General features: G+C 39.2%; 13 protein-coding genes and 1 tRNA gene. 2 read left to right on the top strand and 12 right to left on the bottom strand.

The window, feature by feature from the left end; genetic code table 11:
• Window positions 1-30 precede the first annotated feature (30 nt).
• Entirely contained in the window at window positions 31-1,425 is a 1,395-nt protein-coding gene (locus tag JQM81_RS02025) for an MATE family efflux transporter (RefSeq protein WP_235231862.1), read from the top strand.
• 84 nt (window positions 1,426-1,509) lie between these two features.
• Here the strand turns inward: JQM81_RS02025 and JQM81_RS02020 are convergent.
• From JQM81_RS02020 to JQM81_RS02000, 5 genes are all read right to left on the bottom strand, one after another.
• Window positions 1,510-1,594: transfer RNA gene (locus JQM81_RS02020), tRNA-Leu, on the bottom strand.
• Between the two features lie 68 nt (window positions 1,595-1,662).
• Window positions 1,663-2,205 carry a DUF5662 family protein gene (locus JQM81_RS02015; RefSeq protein ID WP_235231861.1) on the bottom strand — a complete coding sequence of 181 codons (543 nt, stop codon included), beginning with the start codon at window positions 2,203-2,205 and terminating at the stop codon, window positions 1,663-1,665.
• A gap of 24 nt (window positions 2,206-2,229) precedes the next feature.
• Entirely contained in the window at window positions 2,230-2,889 is a 660-nt protein-coding gene (locus JQM81_RS02010) for a TraX family protein (RefSeq protein ID WP_235231860.1), read from the bottom strand.
• Window position 2,890: 1 nt separating this feature from the next.
• The gene (locus JQM81_RS02005; RefSeq protein WP_235231859.1) at window positions 2,891-4,585 is read right to left on the bottom strand and encodes an alpha-amylase family glycosyl hydrolase; all 1,695 of its coding nucleotides are present in this window, start codon (window positions 4,583-4,585) and stop codon (window positions 2,891-2,893) included.
• Between the two features lie 27 nt (window positions 4,586-4,612).
• A complete protein-coding gene (locus tag JQM81_RS02000) occupies window positions 4,613-5,617 on the bottom strand; it encodes a sugar ABC transporter substrate-binding protein (protein WP_235231858.1) in 1,005 nt (334 codons plus the stop codon).
• Window positions 5,618-5,785: 168 nt separating this feature from the next.
• On the opposite strand from JQM81_RS02000, the gene JQM81_RS01995 reads away from it, so the two are divergent.
• Window positions 5,786-6,076: a DUF1292 domain-containing protein gene (locus JQM81_RS01995; protein WP_235231857.1), complete on the top strand. Its 291-nt coding sequence runs from the start codon at window positions 5,786-5,788 to the stop codon at window positions 6,074-6,076.
• Here JQM81_RS01995 and JQM81_RS01990 read toward each other — a convergent pair.
• The 7 genes from JQM81_RS01990 to grdD all read right to left on the bottom strand — a co-directional run bounded on the left by JQM81_RS01990 (window position 6,059) and on the right by grdD (window position 13,995).
• Complete coding sequence (locus JQM81_RS01990) at window positions 6,059-7,900, bottom strand: ATP-dependent helicase (protein WP_235231856.1); 1,842 nt, start codon at window positions 7,898-7,900, stop codon at window positions 6,059-6,061. The two genes, JQM81_RS01995 and JQM81_RS01990, sit on opposite strands and share 18 nt — an antisense overlap.
• A gap of 9 nt (window positions 7,901-7,909) precedes the next feature.
• The gene (gene gltX / locus JQM81_RS01985; protein WP_235231855.1) at window positions 7,910-9,370 is read right to left on the bottom strand and encodes a glutamate--tRNA ligase; all 1,461 of its coding nucleotides are present in this window, start codon (window positions 9,368-9,370) and stop codon (window positions 7,910-7,912) included.
• A 2-nt stretch (window positions 9,371-9,372) separates the two neighbouring features.
• On the bottom strand, window positions 9,373-10,113 hold the full coding sequence (locus JQM81_RS01980; RefSeq protein ID WP_235231854.1) for an SIR2 family NAD-dependent protein deacylase: 741 nt from the start codon (window positions 10,111-10,113) through the stop codon (window positions 9,373-9,375).
• Between the two features lie 69 nt (window positions 10,114-10,182).
• Entirely contained in the window at window positions 10,183-10,647 is a 465-nt protein-coding gene (locus tag JQM81_RS01975) for a threonine/serine exporter family protein (RefSeq protein ID WP_235231853.1), read from the bottom strand.
• A complete protein-coding gene (locus tag JQM81_RS01970) occupies window positions 10,647-11,879 on the bottom strand; it encodes a GNAT family N-acetyltransferase (protein ID WP_235231852.1) in 1,233 nt (410 codons plus the stop codon). The genes JQM81_RS01975 and JQM81_RS01970 overlap by 1 nt, the downstream gene beginning before the upstream one ends.
• A gap of 120 nt (window positions 11,880-11,999) precedes the next feature.
• Window positions 12,000-12,749: a hypothetical protein gene (locus tag JQM81_RS01965; RefSeq protein ID WP_235231851.1), complete on the bottom strand. Its 750-nt coding sequence runs from the start codon at window positions 12,747-12,749 to the stop codon at window positions 12,000-12,002.
• A 91-nt stretch (window positions 12,750-12,840) separates the two neighbouring features.
• On the bottom strand, window positions 12,841-13,995 hold the full coding sequence (gene grdD, locus JQM81_RS01960; RefSeq protein ID WP_235231850.1) for a glycine/sarcosine/betaine reductase complex component C subunit alpha: 1,155 nt from the start codon (window positions 13,993-13,995) through the stop codon (window positions 12,841-12,843).
• Window positions 13,996-13,997 lie beyond the last annotated feature (2 nt).

The raw sequence follows: 13,997 nt of genomic DNA, 5'->3' as shown, positions 1-13,997 counted from the left end.
ATAATTTTCCTATAAAGGAGTGTTTATATCATGTCAAAAACAAATTTGGGGAAAAATCAGATAACAGAAGGGATTATCTGGAAACAACTATTAATCTTTTTCGTTCCTATTGCAGTTGGAACGTTGTTTCAACAATTATATAATACTGTGGACGCCATCATTGTGGGTAGATTTGTAGGAAAAGAAGCTTTGGCTAGTGTCGGAGGATCAGCTTCGGTCATCTCTTATCAGGTGGTTGCATTTTTTACTGCTCTATCTACTGGTGCAACCGTAATCATCTCACAATTCTATGGTGCATGTGATTCCAGGAATCTTCACAAAGGCTTACATACTTCATACGCCTTTGCAATTATTGTAAGTATCATAATCTCTATTGTCGGATGGTTTTCTACTCCATGGCTCTTAGAAATTATGAACACCCCATCAGATACAATGGACGATTCTGTTTTATATCTAAGAATTTATTTTCTTGGAATTATTGCTACACTAATATACAACATGGGATCTAGTATTATGCGGGCTATTGGTGATTCCAGACGGCCTTTATATTATCTGATCATCTGCTGCGTCCTGAATATAACAATGGATCTTCTTTTTGTGGTTGTATTGAAAATGGGGATTGCTGGTGCCGCTATTGCCACTATCTTGTCTCAGGGGACAAGTGCAATTCTGGTAACGAGATCACTCATGACTTCTTACAATATGCTGAAATTAGAACTTCGTTCCATCCGTCCCACTCTATCAATCCTAAAATCAGAACTTCGCATTGGACTTCCGGGAGGACTTCAGGCTTGCACTTATGGACTTACAAACATGATCATTCAATCTTCCATCAATGGTTTCGGCACCGATACCACTGCTGCATGGGCGGCTTTCGGAAAAATGGATCTCATTTTCTGGGCAATCAGCGGAGCACTGGGCACTTCCGTTACCACCTTCTCCGGACAGAATTATGGTGCAGGGAAAATGAACCGTGTATACAAAAGTGTACGCATAAGCCTTGGAATGTCCCTGGCCATCTGCGGAACAATCCTGGCATGTCTGATGATATTCGCCCGCCCATTATTCCATCTCTTTACCACAGATGAGAATGTCATTGAGATTGGAGTATATATGTTGCTCTATATTGTTCCAAGCTACAGCATCTATATATTTGTAGAGATAATATCCGGTGCCCTTCGCGGTATGGGAGATGTACTGATTCCATCTCTGATAACAATTGGCGGTGTCTGCGGCGTAAGATTGCCTTGGATTTTAATCATGACACCAATCCATCATAGTATATCCACCATTCTGATCAGTTATCCTCTCGCCTGGGCATCCACAGCACTTTTGCTGATTCCCTACTATTTCTATCGTAAGCGGAAGATGAGGCGCAAGACATCCGGGGGATGTCTGCTCTGCGCCGACCGGAGCGAAGCGTAGATCTTGAACCTCGGGTTCAAGGGACGCTTCGGCTCCTAATACAAAAAGGTCCAACCCATAGGGTTGAACCTTTTTGTATTAGGATGCGGAAGATGGGACTTGAACCCACACGACTGCAATAGTCACAAGATCCTTAGTCTTGCTCGTCTGCCAGTTCCGACACTTCCGCAAGTGGCGTCTTTATCAACTGCCCGAAGATTATAATACTACACTATACTACAAAAGTCAACAACTAATTTAACTTTTTTTCTTTAACACATGATGTCTTATGTAATAGAATGTTTTTTCTTCTCCTTCATCTGCCAACATCCTCAATAATGAATGTAACAATCTTGCTGTCTCAGGATGGATCATCTTACCTAGTCTCGCAGCACCTTTCTCATAATACTCCAACGGATGCGAATCCATATAATTCTCGCCTTGATAAGTCTTAGACGCTGCAATCCTGTCTACAAACATTTCTACTACATACTTCACAGGCATCTTAAGCCCAACAATACCTTCTTCTGGATTCACGCTATAATCAATCCAATATTCGTAATGATGTTTATTTCTGCCCTTGTGATGAAGCCATGCCTGCGAATATCCGGTTGCTTCCCGTTCTGCATTATTAGGGCTTCGATTTCCTTGATAATACCAACATCCTACCAAAAATTCTGTTGGCGTATATTTGGACAGATCATGGAGTAATCCTTGTTTATAGAGTCCTACTTTAAAACAACCTTTCATAACCAGCCATTTATGGTGATTAATCGTCTTCAAATGTTGCAAAGCTTTCATATCTCTTTACTTCTCTTTCTTTCATCATCCAATCAATCTTTTCATCAAAAATAACAGGAACAAGTGCATTGGATAGAAAATGTAAAAAAAGTATTTTATTCCTTTTCCTCGTTCTCCATTATATAATGCAATAGGAAACATCGCAATAGCTCCATATCTCTGCAAGTTCCCTTTCCAGAGAAAGTTCCACAAAATTCCCCCTGCCAGTTTCAATCTTTTATTCTGACGAAACAAATAAAAAACCAAAATCAAAAGAATTCCCTTAAAACTATAATCTGTCTTCAAACATACAGCCGCCCACATCACCAATAATACTTCAACCACTTTCGTCGGCCATTCACCTGCCATTTGCAACACATACATCATAAGCACGCCTAAAAGTAAAGTAAAAAAAACATTCTGATGAGTGAATTCCAATATTGTTTCACGAAAAGCAAGGTCATAGGGAATCTCCGAGATTACAGCAAAAGTTCCAAGCCTTATCATATATTGATATAAGTCATGCGTATGAAAAAACCCTTCCACTAACAAAAAGCAAAATATTGGAAAGGACACTCTTCCTATCTCCCTCATCAACATACATTCTGGAAAAAGGACTGCACCCGTATGGTCTATGACCATTGTAATAATTGCAATCCATTTTAATTGATAAGATGTGAGTCTAATTTTCTGTACCAATCTCATGCTATTTCCTGCCTATAACCAGCATAATAGTCCTTTCTGCTACTTCGACCAGTCTCTGATTATCCAAAAGTTCTGGTTCTTCTAAAACTCCTTCACTGGTTGAAGCTATTTTATACCATTTCTTTCCTGACGACAATGCCGGTAAAGCAAATGGATGCTCCTGCCAATGCATATTGTATGCCACAAAGCAGTCGTCTCCTCCGACAGCAGCGCCACTATAATAAACTCCTAATTGCCTGCTGGAAACCTCCGATGGAACTCTCCACGCGCTCTCACCATGATAAGACACATCAGGGACTCCACAACTGACTTGATCAATTCCCCGCATTTCTTCTTCCGGCCAGAACACCGGATATGCTTTTCGTATTTCGATCAATTTCTTTACAAAATCATGCAATTCTTTTTTCTTTTCTAGTTTACTCCAATCTAACCATCCCACTGGATTATCCTGACAATACACATTATTATTGCCTTTTTGTGTATTTTCAAATTCGTCGCCCGCCAGAATACAAGGTGTTCCTTGTGCAAAGAGTAACAAGAAAAATGCATTTTTTATTTGTTGCTGACGTAATTCCAGAACAGCCTTTTTACGAGTCACACCTTCCACACCACAATTCCAACTGTAATTGTATTCCGGACCGTCCTGATTATTTTCTCCATTCGCTTCATTATGTTTTCCATCATAGGATACCAGATCATACAAAGTAAATCCGTTCTGATTCGTAAAATAATTATAAGTTCTGTCTCCCAGAGAATTATGCCGCAGCCAATACATAACTTCAGGAATCATTCCTTCATCACTTTTCAAGAATCGTCGCATCACCGTCTGAAATCCGGTCTGATGTACCATAATCTTTGTTTTCTTCAAAATCGGATCCGCACAGATACCCTCCATGGGTGCCGAAGATGGATTTAGTATGAATCCATCTACATGATATTCCATCATATAATATCTTAGACATTCTTCCATCATCTGTTTTGGAACATTACCAGAAAACGGCATTTCCAACACAACTTCTATTCCTTCTCTATGGCAGGATTTGACCATATCTTTTAATTCATTTACAGCATCTTTTGAATAGGCATAAGCACCCTTTGGTGCAAAACAATAAGCATCCCCATATCCCCAGTAATTACAATATTGAAGATTTTCTTCAAAATCATATACCGGCATACACTGAATCTGGTTGATTCCAAGTTCTTTCAGATAAGGTATTTTTTCAATCACTCCCCGAAATGTCCCTTTGGCCTTTACCTTAGAAGAAGAATGTTTTGTAAATCCTCTTACATGCAGGCTATATGCAATAATACTATGATACGGAAGCTGCAAAGGCGCATCACCTTCCCAGTCATATTCTTTGATATCCAGCTTTCCTCGCACTTCATGCATCTGAACATCTCTTGCCTGCCCCCATTTTTCGCGTCCTGCCAACGCTTTTACATATGGATCAACAACAATCTCCCCATCCATCTCATAGTTATATTCATATTCAGATGGGTCAATATCTTCCAGCGCAATATATCTTACTTCCCCAATCGATTTCTTCATTCCAAAAGACATACAGGGTTTCTTTTCTCCTGCATGGTATAACAATAACTGACACTCCTTCTCCTGTGGTACTGCCACCGAAAAATTCATGGTATTTCCTATCCTCGTAACTCCTAGTGGTAAAGGTCTTCCCTGTATCTCTTTCATGCTTTATCCTTCCTGTCGTCTATATTTTTACTGCCACCCATCTACGCCATACATATCAACGTTATCTTTATCAATCATAAATACATCTTCATAGGTCTCTTCTTCGTATTCATTTCCTTCTAATATGTCAATTCCAACCTGAGCTGCTGTTTTTCCCATATTAATAGGAGATTGTGCTGCTGTTCCTGCTATCTGACTTTCTGATTTCTTCAGCTCCTTCTTTATGTCAGGAGAACCATCTACACCATAGATGATTACCTTGTCAAGTCCCGCCAGATTCACAGCCGTCTTCGCTGCAACTGCCAATTGATCATTTCCACACATAATAGCCATTACATCAGGATATTCATCTACAATCTTTTCCGCAGCATCCAAGGCCTTTTCAAATTCTCCATTCGTATCGGCTCTGGCAACAACTTCAAATCCCTTCTCGGCTTTTGCGATTGCTTCTTCAAATCCTGTAATTCTATCATTAATTGAATTCTGTGTCGGACATTCTAAAATAGCAACTTTTCCTCCATCCGGGCATCTTTCGATCAGATCTTCCCCACAAATATATCCCGCTTTTTCATTATCCGACCCAACATATGCGTCTACATAATCCATCTCTTTTACTTGTGTGTCAACATTAATGATTTTGACATCTGCATCTTTCAGCTTTTCCAAAGATGGAGTAATCGCTTCCCAATCCACCGGGCAAAGGAAAATAGCATCAATGCCTTCCTCTATCATCTCTTCAATCTGGGTTGCCTGAAGTTCTGGATCCGATCCCGGGTCTTTCGTGATCATCTGATATCCTTCATCTTCAATAGCTTCTCTCATTGCTGCCTCCAGCGTTATAAAATATGGATTTTCCATATCGATTGCCGTAAAGCCAAATACATATGTATCTTCTTCTGTCTCTTCACTATCCTGTGTCTCTTCCGTAACAGCATTGTCCTCCGGAGTACCTACATTCTTCTTGCAGGCGGACAATGCGAAAATGCATATGAGCATCACTGATAATACTCTTAACATTCTCTTTCTCATCATAATAGTTTTCCTCCTTATGCATATGTTCGCATATTTAATATACATTTTACAACATTTTTACTTGTTTGGCTACTGTTTTCATTTTCTTGTATTTCCTCCAAAACATCCTTGCATTTTGCATGCTCCTTTGGTACAGTTAAAGTATCTATAAATAAAGGAGATTATGCTATGGATGAATACATGACAGTTGAGCTTACTCTCGACAACGATGAAGTCGTTGAATGTGCCATTCTAACATTATTTGAAGCGAGCGGCAAAGAATACATCGCTCTTCTTCCTCTTAATGAAAATGGCGAGACAGAAGACGGCGATGTATATCTTTACCGTTATATTGAAAACGAAAGCGGCGAACCAGAGCTTGAGAATATCGAAGATGATGACGAATATGAAATTGCTGCTGACGCTTTTGACGAATGGATGGATACACAGGAATTTGAAGAGTTAGACGACGAGGAGTAGTTCCTCGACAAAACGGGAAGGATTGATATCCTTTCCGTTTTTTTCTTTTACATAACTAATAATCAGCTTTCTTTTGGCACGTGTCATAGCTACATAAAATAATCTTCGTTCTTCTTCTATATCATCAGGAGTCTTTGCTTTCTTATATGGTATACTTCCTTCATTACTTTCAATAATAAAAACAGAGTCATACTCCAGCCCTTTGGCCCCATGGATTGTCATGAGAGCAACACCCTCTTTACTCTCTTTTTTTTCTCTCTGCTTTTCCAACATCTCCCGATAATTATCTACATGAACAAACCATTCTCTGATAGTCTGAAACTCTCTGGAATTCTGTTGTATCTCATCCAGAACATTCATGATTTCCTCTAAGGATATCTTTCTATATGCGGCGTATTCTTTTAAGAATTCATCATATCCTATACTTTTTCGAATATATTGAATCGCAGCAAATGGCGTCTTATTCTGAATCATCTTCATATCCCATTCCAACTGGTCAATTCGATCCATCATCCAATCCTTATCACAATAGAAATTTCGTAATGATTCATAACTAATTTTATCCCCACTTAAGCTGTCACGACCAATATAACGTTTTGGACGGTTGGCAACCTGAAGAAAATATTTTCGGTCATAATCTCCTTGTGACAAATGGAAATAACTACTGATATCGATCCCTACAAAATGATCATAAATATTATTCAGATATTCTTTCATCGTAAAAGGTATCTGATACTCCATCAGTGTTTCAGAAAGCGCCCTTGCATCTAAATTCGTCCGATACAACACAGCAATCTGATGATAAGGAATCCCCTGGGCAACATACTCTTTTATCTTCTCCAACACATATTTACTCTCTTCAACCGGATCTTTTACCTCCTGAACATGTATAGTCTCTCCCGGTTTTTTCTTGGAAATGATTTCTTTCTCATAACGTTCCTGATTATGTGCAATAACGCGCAATGCACCTCTTACGATATGCGCGGTTGAACGATAATTAATATTTAAAAGGATTTGTTTCGATTCTGGATAATTTTTTCGGAATTCCATCATGATACCAGGTTTTGCACCTCTGAATCCATAGATAGACTGGTCATCGTCGCCTACCACAAACAAATTATTTTCCGGTTCAGCAAGCATCCTGACAACATCGTACTGCGCCTGATTTACATCTTGAAATTCATCCACAAGAATATAACGGAATTTTTTCTGCCATTTCTCTAAGATATCTGGCCGACTTCGAAAAAGATCCCGACACATCACCAGCATATCTTCAAAATCAATTTTTCTTAATTTTCTTTTTTCTTTCTCATATGACTGATACAGTTCCCGAAATCTGTTCGTCCCATAACGAGAAGATTCATAGAATTGAATATCATAACAATTATTTTTCACATTTCCTATTTCTATTGCCAATTCTTCAAGAATATCTTTCTCCTCTTCCGCATCTGATATTTCTCCCCAATCCATAGATACCGCAATTTGCTTAATGAGCTGAATCTTTTCTTCCTCCAACAATAAATTAGCCTGATTCAGTCCATAGGCCCACTTCAAAATTCCGTAATAAATCCCATGAAATGTACCAAAAGTCACCGGTACCCCTGATGTTCCTATAATTTGTCGGAAACGGTTCTTCATCTCATTTGCAGCATACTTTGTAAAGGTAATGACCAGAATTTCTTCTGGTCTTACCTTATACTTTGTAATCAGATATTCTATTCTTTTCGCTATGGTAAGAGTTTTCCCGGAACCGGGACCGGCAAGAACCATACATGGTCCATTCTTATGGGCGACCGCCTCAGCCTGAGCCTGATTTAAACTCATAGATTCACCTTATTTGCTTAATAACTCAATTCCTTTCCTGATTCTCTTAAGAGATTCTTCTTTTCCAAGGATTTCCATAATCTCTGTTGCTCCGCCAGGAGTACTCTGCTTTCCAGATACTGCCGTTCTGACTGGCCACATCACAAAACCTGTCTTCACACCTTTTTCATCCACATAACCTTTTAATGTGGCAAAGAGAGCATCATTGCTAAAGTCCTCCTGCTCTTCAAGAATCGGAAGAATCTCCTGAAGGACCTCAAGTGAATTTTCTTCATTGGTTTTCATCTTTTTATGGCAATACATAGTAGTGTCATAATCCGGCAACTCTTCAAAGAAGTCAATCTGTTCTTTAATATCTGGGAAAATTTCGATTCTAGTCTTTACCAGAGCTGCTATTTTCTTCAGATCATAATCTTTTGTCACAACTTCTCTGATATATGGTTCTGCCATATGATAAAATTTATCAAAATCCATGGATTTTAAATATTCACCATTCATCCATTTTAATTTCACGATATCAAACACCGCCGGCGACTTACTCATATGATGATAATCGAATTCCTTCACCAATTCTTCCAACGAGAATATCTCCTGATTGCCAGATGGACACCATCCCAACAATGCAACATAATTCACAACTGCTTCTGTAACAAATCCCTGATTGATCAAATCCTCATATGAAGAATGTCCACAACGCTTGCTCAGTTTTTTATGATTCTCATCAGTAATTAATGGACAATGTACATATGTTGGAATCTCCCATCCAAACGCCTCATAAATCTTGTTATATTTCGGCGCAGATGACAAATATTCATTCCCACGTACAACATGCGTAATTCCCATCAAATGATCATCAATAACATTAGCAAAATTATATGTCGGATAGCCGTCTGATTTGATCAAGATCAAATCTTCTAATTCCTCATTTGGAACTGTAATGTCACCATAAATATCATCATGGAAAGTTGTTGTCCCCTCCGTCGGCATATTAAACCGAATAACGTACGGCTTACCGGCTGCCAGATTCGCTTCTACTTCCTCCTTGCTTAATCCCAGACAATGCTTATCATATACAACAATTTCTGTTCCACCATCAGCAGAAACACTGCTCTTTAATGAATCCAGTCTCTCTTTGTCACAAAAGCAATAATATGCATCTCCCTGTTCGATCAACTGCTTGGCATATTTCAGATAAAGACCTGATGCATTACGTTCACTCTGCACATATGGACCTACTCCTCCATCTTTATCCGGGCCCTCATCATGAATCAAGCCTGTCTCCGCTAATGTATGATAAATGATCTCCAACGCACCGTCTACAAAACGCTCCTGATCCGTATCTTCAATCCTCAGCATGAAATCTCCACCTTCATGCTTTGCAATCAAATAAGCGTATAGCGCTGTTCTTAAATTTCCTACATGCATTCTCCCTGTAGGACTTGGTGCAAATCTTGTTCTTACTTTACTCATGGTTATCTTCCTAATTCCTTTCGTATTTTTTCTAATGTATCATCTACTCTTGCATGAATTACAATATCTGCATATTTATCAGAAAAATGAGGCTCTTCATTTACTAAAATCAGCTTACTTCCATCGTAATAATCTATCAGCTGACTACAGAGATATGAATTGAGATTCGTTCCAAGCACCAGCAATACATCTGCTTTCTGAATCTCTTCTGCCGCTTTTGTAATAACTACATTGTCTACCATCTCACCAAACAAACATACCTTAGGACGAATTGGCGTATTACAATGCTCACACAACGGAACTCTGGCAGAATCTCTGACATATTCCATAGAATACTTGCGTCCACAATGCGGACAATAATTATCATATACACTACCATGCAGATTAATTACATTCTTACAACCAGCTCTTCCAGGAAGGCCAAAAATACGCCTGGTAATAATTGACTGAAACAAACCTGCTTTTTCCAATTCCGCCATCTCATAAAACCCTTTTCCTGGCGGTTTATCTAAATGACTTAACAACTCATTTCGATAAAACTCAAAAAATTGATCTTTTCGGGTGGAGTAAAATGCGCTCGAAAACAATTCTTCACAAGAATATCCGTATTTTAACTCAATATCATAAGACTCATCTCCGTCTCGAATTGCCGGATAATCACTCTCGATCAACATACCAAAACCACTTAAAACAGTAGTATACTTGCTTTCTTGCAATATCTTCAGTAAAGTTCTTTCCAACATGTAGCATCCCTCCCTCTTATTACATAACCTGGAATACATACTTATTGTAGCACAACCCTTTAACTTCCATCAACCTTTTCTAAGCCGTCTGAATTTTCTTTCTCTCCAATAATTCGCCTGAAATACTTCTCGTGGTATAGATACAATCAAGACAATTCCCAGTACCATGGCAAATGCAATTTTCAAAGATTCCATCCCTTTCTGTACTGCCAGTCCCAACTGATTAGTCACCAAATAATAAGCTGTAAAATATACTCCTGCTCCCGGTACCATTGGAAAAATTCCTGATACAAGAAATATCGTAATTGGACATTTCATCTTAACTGTCAGCATTCTCGAAATCAAGACTACCACCAGTGTTCCAAAAAATGAAGCTACTGCCGGAGAAGAATATTCATGAGCAATCAGATACATAAGCCACCCGGCAGCTCCCGTCATTCCGCAGCATAGATAAAAACGCTTGGGAACATTAAACAATATAGCATATCCAATAGTCCCCATAAAAGCACACAATATATTAATCAGAATCCCCATTATATCATAAGTCCTCCTCCCATGTTATTGTAAATACTGAGCGTCAATCCTACACCTACTGCTATATAAACAAACGTTAGCAACGCATCAATCATACGCACTGTCCCGGACAGAAAATCACTGTCCGCTATGTCTCGTATTGCATTCACAAATGCCAGTCCCGGAACCAACGGCATGATTGAACCGATAATCATTCCTTCCAATCTGACTCCCCCTAGAAAAGGAAGATGAATCGCAATGATTGCCATCAAAGTAATAATCGCTCCTCCCACAATATTCACGATCATCTTAGACATATTATGTTTCTTTCCAACCAATACCCATAAATACAACAGACATCCAATGCAGAACGCAATCACACTCTCTCGCAGCGTAGCTCCTAATAAATATCCAAAAAATCCACTGCCAATACCAGCCGCAAGCACTTGAAAATACCACTTCTTAGCAGGCATTTTATCAATCACTTTCAAACGTTCAGATGCTTCATCTATTCCTACATTCCCAGCAGTAATCTCTCGAGACAAATCATTAACTTCTGCCACAATTCCAAGATGCGAAGCAGACAAAGGTACCTGCTTTACCTTTGTATATGCCTCTTCCATATCATTTTCCGCAGTGACAAAGATTGCATGGCTCAAGGTAAAAATATCAACTTGATCAACATGAAAACGATTACAGATTCTGGTAATTGTCTCTTCCACACGAAATATCTCCGCTCCATTTTTCAAAAGAATTCTTCCAGCTTCCAGAGCAAGATCGACAACTTTCTTAACATTTACTTCCGACTCAAGCTGCTTCTTCAAATAAATCATATCTGTGAGCATAATACCATCTTCATAAATCGGTTTTTTATAATTCTTTACAAAAAAATCAACAATAATATGGGAATTAACAAATCCACATTTTTTATAAAAATCTAACGTCTTCTGACAATTACCTGTTCCTACATACATAGTGTCGCACTGCGCACTATAATGCTCACACAGAAAAAGTATCATATTTTTCCCATAGCCTTTTCCCTGGTCTTCTTCTCTGGTCGCTATGTTCTTCAATTCACATTTACGATTTTTCAACAGCATTACCACACAGACTGTCTTGACCTCCCCATGCTCCTTCAATATAAACATCTCGCCCTCATCCAGATACTTCTCGATCATCTGTTCTTCCGGGTCAGCCATCAGCAACATATCCATGTATTTTTTCTTATTGTCTACAACCTGTTGAATATTCATTTTTGCACCTCTATCAATTAATCCAACTTATTATAGCACCTACATTCTGAAAATTATAGTATAATTTTACATAGTTTTAGGGATGCTTTCTGAGTTCTTCTCAAATAACATCCCTAATCTCTATCTTCCTGCCGGATAACAGAATACTTCTCCTGTTTTCAAATATAAGATTCCGCAAGAACTATAATAATTTGGATTTCCTTCTGCTACTTCTATGTAGAATAGTGACGTTAGATTATCAAATGCACCTGGCTCTATGTAAGTAATATTCCCCGGAATATAGATTTCCATTGTCTCTGCTTCCAATCCTTCGGCCACAGATTTCGCAATTCCAGTACATTTATTGTTATTTGGAAATGCCAAAACTCCATCGGCAACCGGCATATCTTCGTACCCAACAATCAAGCCATTCTCATCACACAAGAAACCATTAATATTGATGTAACTGTTACTTACGTCTCCCTCTTCTTCTGGTATTTCATCCAAAATTCCCACTGGAAGAGCTTCATCTGGCAGTGATTCCTGATAGCTTTTTTCAACAGAATTTGTCGATATTGCAGTGGGTTTTACTGATATTTTAGGTATTTCACTAATATTCAGATTTACCACATCTGCAAATCTTGGCGAACCAGTGTGTGTCTGTTCTCTGATAACCATTGAAATTTTATTCGTTGACATTGCATCTACAGCATGCGTCATCGTACTATTCATTCCTTCGACCGTTGGAAGTTCTGCGCAGACTTGTGCCTGATTCATTACCCCAACAGTTAAAGCACTCCAAAATAAAATACTGATAATTGCACTTATTATTCTCTTCCATGGAACATAAATTTGAATGCCTGGATATCTTAATTTCAAAACCGCTTCCATAACTATTAACACCTCACGGTTTTATTATAAATCCATCTGTCCCTAAAAAGAAAGTGGCATCTTGACACATCAAGATGCCACAATACAATTATTATTGAATATATCCAGCTTTTTTAAGCTCTTCTTCTGCCTTTGCAAGATTTGCATCAGACACTCGGATAATCGGTCCGGTACATCCCATTCCGCTCTCTGCATAGATATTGATCTTCCACAATGCTTTCACTGCATCTTCCAGATCCATAACCTCAATTCCAGGTATCTGTGCTGTTACGATCTCTTTTGGTGGTTCTTTGACTTCTTCTGCTGCTCCTGCCGGTTTCTGAGATGCTTTTAATGCATCCAGGATGTCCTTTAATCCAGCCTTCTGAGCTGCCGCAAATTCTTCTTTTGCTACTTCAAAGACTTTTCCTCTTACCAGCTGTGCTGCATATCGGATCGCATTTGCAATGACCGGTGCTCCACTGGCTCTGGATACGATCATGACTAACTGTTCATATCCTTCTCCAATGCCTGGTCCATAGCCATATCCTGTTGCTTCAAAGCTTCCGCCTGTATTTGCAGATGAAAGCATCTTCACAAGGATATTTCCTGTCAGGGAATCCGTTACCATAATGTCCGGTGATGCCTGAAGCACATCATTTCCTCTCATCACACATCCGCCATCTGCTCTGGATGACTCTGCAAATGTAATGTCATATCCCTGTTCCTTTAACTGTTTCAGGGCTTTTTCTGTCTGACGTGCGCCGTCTACATTCAGGATTCCTACTGATGGAGCGGCATTTCCACATGCTTTTGCAGTAATGATTCCATAGATTGCATTCTTGATCATACCTTCAATACGGTCTGTACTGGAAGTTCCGGTCGTGTTCGCAATATACATCTCTTTTCCCATCGCTGGTGTTACACAGCGTCCAACCGTTGATACACCAATCGGGAATGGGAAGTGCATGGTCACTGCAGCATCCACTTCTTTATTCTTCAGCATCTCTTCCATCTTATCATGGCCTTCTTCATCATTCGCCACTTTGACGGTCGTTACGCCTTCTGCCTCTAATGTACCAATGTAATATACATCGATTCCATCTTTTGCTGCCGCCACTGCTGCAGCCATGGAGTTCTCTTCTCCGTGCTCGCTTCCCATTCCTGTGAGGGCAACCTTTGGTCTCTTGCCAAAGCTTCCTGTTTCCAGTCCCTGTGCCATCTCCATGAATGTCTCAGCGATCATCTTTTCAATATTTTTTGCCATAT

This window comes from Faecalicatena contorta (assembly GCF_021531895.1).
GTDB lineage: Bacteria > Bacillota > Clostridia > Lachnospirales > Lachnospiraceae > JAFBIX01.
This window is presented reverse-complemented; position numbering and strand designations above follow the sequence as displayed.

Excerpts from the sequence above, each read along its gene's own strand:
- JQM81_RS02025 (WP_235231862.1), top strand. The coding sequence starts at position 31 with ATGTCAAAAACAAATTTGGGGAAAAATCAGATAACAGAAGGGATTATC.
- JQM81_RS02015 (WP_235231861.1), bottom strand. The coding sequence starts at position 2,205 with ATGAAAGCTTTGCAACATTTGAAGACGATTAATCACCATAAATGGCTG.
- JQM81_RS02010 (WP_235231860.1), bottom strand. The coding sequence starts at position 2,889 with ATGAGATTGGTACAGAAAATTAGACTCACATCTTATCAATTAAAATGG.
- JQM81_RS02005 (WP_235231859.1), bottom strand. The coding sequence starts at position 4,585 with ATGAAAGAGATACAGGGAAGACCTTTACCACTAGGAGTTACGAGGATA.
- JQM81_RS02000 (WP_235231858.1), bottom strand. The coding sequence starts at position 5,617 with ATGATGAGAAAGAGAATGTTAAGAGTATTATCAGTGATGCTCATATGC.
- JQM81_RS01995 (WP_235231857.1), top strand. The coding sequence starts at position 5,786 with ATGGATGAATACATGACAGTTGAGCTTACTCTCGACAACGATGAAGTC.
- JQM81_RS01990 (WP_235231856.1), bottom strand. The coding sequence starts at position 7,900 with ATGAGTTTAAATCAGGCTCAGGCTGAGGCGGTCGCCCATAAGAATGGA.
- gltX (WP_235231855.1), bottom strand. The coding sequence starts at position 9,370 with ATGAGTAAAGTAAGAACAAGATTTGCACCAAGTCCTACAGGGAGAATG.
- JQM81_RS01980 (WP_235231854.1), bottom strand. The coding sequence starts at position 10,113 with ATGTTGGAAAGAACTTTACTGAAGATATTGCAAGAAAGCAAGTATACT.
- JQM81_RS01975 (WP_235231853.1), bottom strand. The coding sequence starts at position 10,647 with ATGGGGATTCTGATTAATATATTGTGTGCTTTTATGGGGACTATTGGA.
- JQM81_RS01970 (WP_235231852.1), bottom strand. The coding sequence starts at position 11,879 with ATGAATATTCAACAGGTTGTAGACAATAAGAAAAAATACATGGATATG.
- JQM81_RS01965 (WP_235231851.1), bottom strand. The coding sequence starts at position 12,749 with ATGGAAGCGGTTTTGAAATTAAGATATCCAGGCATTCAAATTTATGTT.
- grdD (WP_235231850.1), bottom strand. The coding sequence starts at position 13,995 with ATGGCAAAAAATATTGAAAAGATGATCGCTGAGACATTCATGGAGATG.